Consider the following 3,987-nt stretch of genomic DNA (forward strand, 5'->3'; position numbering starts at 1 on the left):
CGCGAACAGCGGGGCGAACAGGTTGCGGTAGGTGCCGTCGAAGCTGAACGACATCACCAGCAGGACGGCGTCGTCCTCCGTGAGCCCCAGCTCCCGCCCGTACCAGTGGACGAGGTTCAGCACCTTGTGGTGGATGGACGGGACGCCCTTGGGCCGCCCCGTGGAGCCGGACGTGTACGTCACGTACGCCGGGTGCTCCGGCGTGAGCCCGCCGCGTTCCGGGTTGCTCTCCGGCGCGTCCGCCCACGCCGGCGCAGCCGCGTCCAGCTCCAGCACGGGGACGTCGCGCCCCAGCCCGGCCAGCGTGGCGCCGACGTTCGCCATCACCGGGCCCTGTGCCAGCACGGCCGCCGGGGCGCTGTCCGCCAGCATGTACTCCAGCCGCTCGCGGGGGTAGCCCGGGTCCAGCGGGACGAACACGCCGCCCGCCTTGAGGATCCCCAGCACCCCCTCCACCATGGCCGGTCCGCGCTCCACGCAAAGCCCCACGCGCACGCCGGGGCCCACGCCCCGTGCCCGGAGCCCGTGCGCCAGCCGGTTGGCACGCCGGTTCAGCGCCCCGTACGTCATCCGCTCACCCGTGGCGGAGACGAGCGCTACGGCGTCCGGCGTGCGGGCCGCCCGCGCCTCGAACGGCTCGTGCAGGCACGACTGCGCCGGGTACGCGGCCTCCGTCCGGTTCCACTCCTCCACGACCAGCGCGCGCTCGTCCTCCGGCATGAGGGAGATGCGGTCCAGCCGCTGCGACGGGTCCGCCGCCATCTCCCGCAGCACCCGGCCCAGGTAGCCTACCCAGCGCTCCACCGTGGACGCCTCGAAGAGCGCCGTGGCGAACGTCACGCCGCCCGTGATTCCCCCGTCCGCCTCCCACAGGGTCAGCGACAGGTCGTACTTGCTCTGCATCCGCCCGGACCCGGCGGCCACCCGCTCCGTCCGCAGCCCGGGAAGCGAAAGGCCGCTCGCGCCGGGGGCGTTCTGCCAGGTGAACATGGCCTGGAAGAGCGGCGTGTGCGCCAGGCTGCGCACGGGGTCCACCAGGTCCACCACCTGCTCGAACGGGATGTCCTGGTGCTGCTGCGCCTCCAGCGCCCGCGCCCGGGCACGCCCCAGCAGCTGCGCCACCGTCTGCGAGCCGGATGCGTCCAGCCGCAGCGCCAGCGTGTTGACGAACAGGCCGATCAATCCCTCGATCTCCCGGCGCCCCCGCCCCGCCATGGAGCTGCCGATGACGACGTCGTCCTGCCCCGAAAGACGGCCGAGCACCACGGCCCACCCCGCCAGCAGCGTCATGTACAGCGTCGTCCCGTGCCGGCGCCCCAGTGCCTTGAGCGCCGCCGTCGTCTCCCCGTCCAGCCCCAGGGGCATCCAGCCGCCCGTGAAGTCCTGCGTGCGGGGGCGCGCGCGGTCCGTAGGCAGCTCCAGCAGCTCCGGCGCGCCCCCCAGCGTCCGCGTCCAGTAGTCCGCCTGCGTGCGGAGGACGTCGCCCTCCACCCAGCGCCGCTGCCACGCCGCGTAGTCCGCGTACTGCGTGGGGAGCGGGGGGAGCGGATCGCCCCGGCCGGCGCGGAACGCGGTGTACAGCGCGCCCAGCTCGCGGACGAACACGCCCATGGACCAGCCGTCGCTGGCCAAGTGGTGCATGGTGACGAGCAGCACGTGGTCGTCGGCGCCCATGCGGACCAGCCGCCCGCGGACGAGCGGCCCGCCGGCCAGGTCAAAGGGCGCGCGGGCCTCTTCCACCAGCAGCGGGGCCAGCGCGGCGTCCGGGTCCGGCTGCGCGGACAGGTCGTGCTCCACGAGGGCGAACCGGCTCCCCTCCGCGGGGGCGATGCGCTGCTCGGGCTCGCCGTCCACGACCACGATGCCCGTGCGCAGCACCTCGTGGCGCGCGACGATCCGGTCCAGCGTCCGCACGAGCGCGTCCCGGTCCAGCGCCCCGCGCAGGCGCACGCCGTAGGGGATGTGGTAGGTGCTCCCCAGGTTGCCCAGCTGCTCCAGGAACCACAGCCGCTGCTGGGCAAAGGACAGCGCGAGGCGGCCGCCCCGGTCGGCGGGCTCGATGGCGGGGAGCGTGGCGCGCGTGGCGCCCTCGATGGCCCGGGCCAGGTCCGCCAGCACGGGCGAGGTGAACACCTCGCGCAGGGGGATCTCGGCGCCCAGCGCCTGCCGCACGCGCGAGCCCACCTGCACCGCCAGGAGCGAGTGCCCGCCCAGGTCAAAGAAGTTGTCCCAGCGGCCCACCCGCTCCACGCCCAGCACCTCGGCCCACACGTCCGCCAGCGCCTGCTCCGTCTCGCCCACGGGCGCCTCGTACGCGCGGGCGGCAAAGGCGTCGCCCTCCGGCGCAGGGAGGGCCCGGCGGTCCACCTTGCCGTTGGGCGTGAGCGGCAGCGCGTCCAGCCGCACGTACGCCGCCGGCACCATGTAGTCCGGCAGCCGCTCCGCCAGGTGCGCGCGCAGCGCGTCGGCCGACGACGTCTCGTCCGCGGCCACGTACGCCACGAGCCGCTTGTCCCCCGGCGCGTCTTCCCGGACGAGAACGACGGCCGCGCGCACGCCCGGGTGCTCCGCCAGCCGCGCCTCGATCTCGCCCGGCTCGATGCGGAACCCGCGCACCTTGACCTGGTGGTCCGTGCGTCCCAGGAACTCCAGCGTGCCGTCCGCCCGCCACCGCGCCAGGTCCCCCGTGCGGTACATCCGCGCGCCCGCCTCGCCGCCGAACGGGTCCGGGACGAAGCGCTCCGCCGTCAGCGACGGGCGGTCCTGGTAGCCCCGCGCCAGGCCCGCGCCCCCGATGAAGAGCTCGCCCGCCACCCCCACCGGCACCGGCTCCCCCGCCCCGTCCAGCACGTAGACGCGGGTGTTGGAGATGGGTCGGCCCAGCGGGATGCCGCGCGCGCCCTCCTCCACCCGCCGGATCTCGTGCGTGACGGCGAACGTCGTCGTCTCCGTGGGCCCGTACCCGTTCAGCAGGTGCGCCGGAGGGCCATCCCGCAGCACCCGGCCGATGACGGCCGGGTCCAGCGCGTCGCCGCCCACGACCAGGTAGCGCAGCCGCGCCCACGTATCCCGCAGCGCCTCCGCGTACTGGTTGAACAGGCCCACGGTGAGCCACAGGACGCTGACCTCGTGCGTCCGCAGCGCCGCGCCGAAGCTGTGCGGATCGAGCAGCGTGTCCTGGCCGATGACGACGATGCGCCCGCCGTTCACCAGCGGCGCCCACACCTCCAGCGTGGACGCGTCGAACGCCGGGTTCGCGGCGAACGCCACGCGGTCGTCCGCGCCGACGTCCGCGTACCCGTTGTCCACGACGAGGCGCACGATGGCCCGGTGCGGCACCATCACGCCCTTGGGCCGGCCCGTGGAGCCGGACGTGTACATCACGTACGCCAGGTGGTCCGGCGTCAGCCCGGCGACGGCCGGGTTCGTCTCCGGCAGCGAGGCCCAGGCGGGCGTCTCCGCGTCCACGGCCAGCACGGGCAGGCCCAGGTCCGCGAAGCGCTCCGCCAGGGCGCCCGTCGTCAGCAGGGCGGCGGGGGCGCTGTCGTCCAGCATCCCCCGCAGCCGCTCCGCCGGGTGCTCGGGGTCCAGCGGCAGGTAGACGCCGCCGGCCTTGAGGACGGCCAGCTCCGCCTCCACCAGCGCGGCGGAGCGCGTCATCACCAGCGCCACGCGCACGTCCGGGCCCACGCCCAGCGCGCGGAGGTGGTGCGCCAGCCGGTTGGCCCGCGCGTTCAGCGCCCCGTAGGTGAGCGACGCGCCGTCGGCCACGAGCGCGACGGCGTCCGGCGCCTGATGGGCCCGCGCCTCGAACCGCGCGTGCACGCACGACCGGGGCGGAGCCTGCACGTCCGCGCGGCTCCACGCGTCCAGCACGAGGCGGCGCTCCTCCCCGGGGAGGATCCGCAGCCGGTCCACGGGACGATGCTCATCCGCCGCCATCTCCCGCAGCACCCGCCGCAGGTAGCCGGCCCAGCGCTCCACCGT

Annotated in this window: 1 protein-coding gene; it reads right to left on the reverse strand. The window is 75.3% G+C overall.

The annotated features are described in order from the left end of the window. A partial coding sequence (locus VFZ20_RS21810) for an amino acid adenylation domain-containing protein (protein ID WP_329686063.1) occupies window positions 1-3,987 on the reverse strand: 3,987 nt, incomplete at both ends.

The organism is Longimicrobium sp., from assembly GCF_036280135.1.
GTDB lineage: Bacteria > Gemmatimonadota > Gemmatimonadetes > Longimicrobiales > Longimicrobiaceae > Longimicrobium.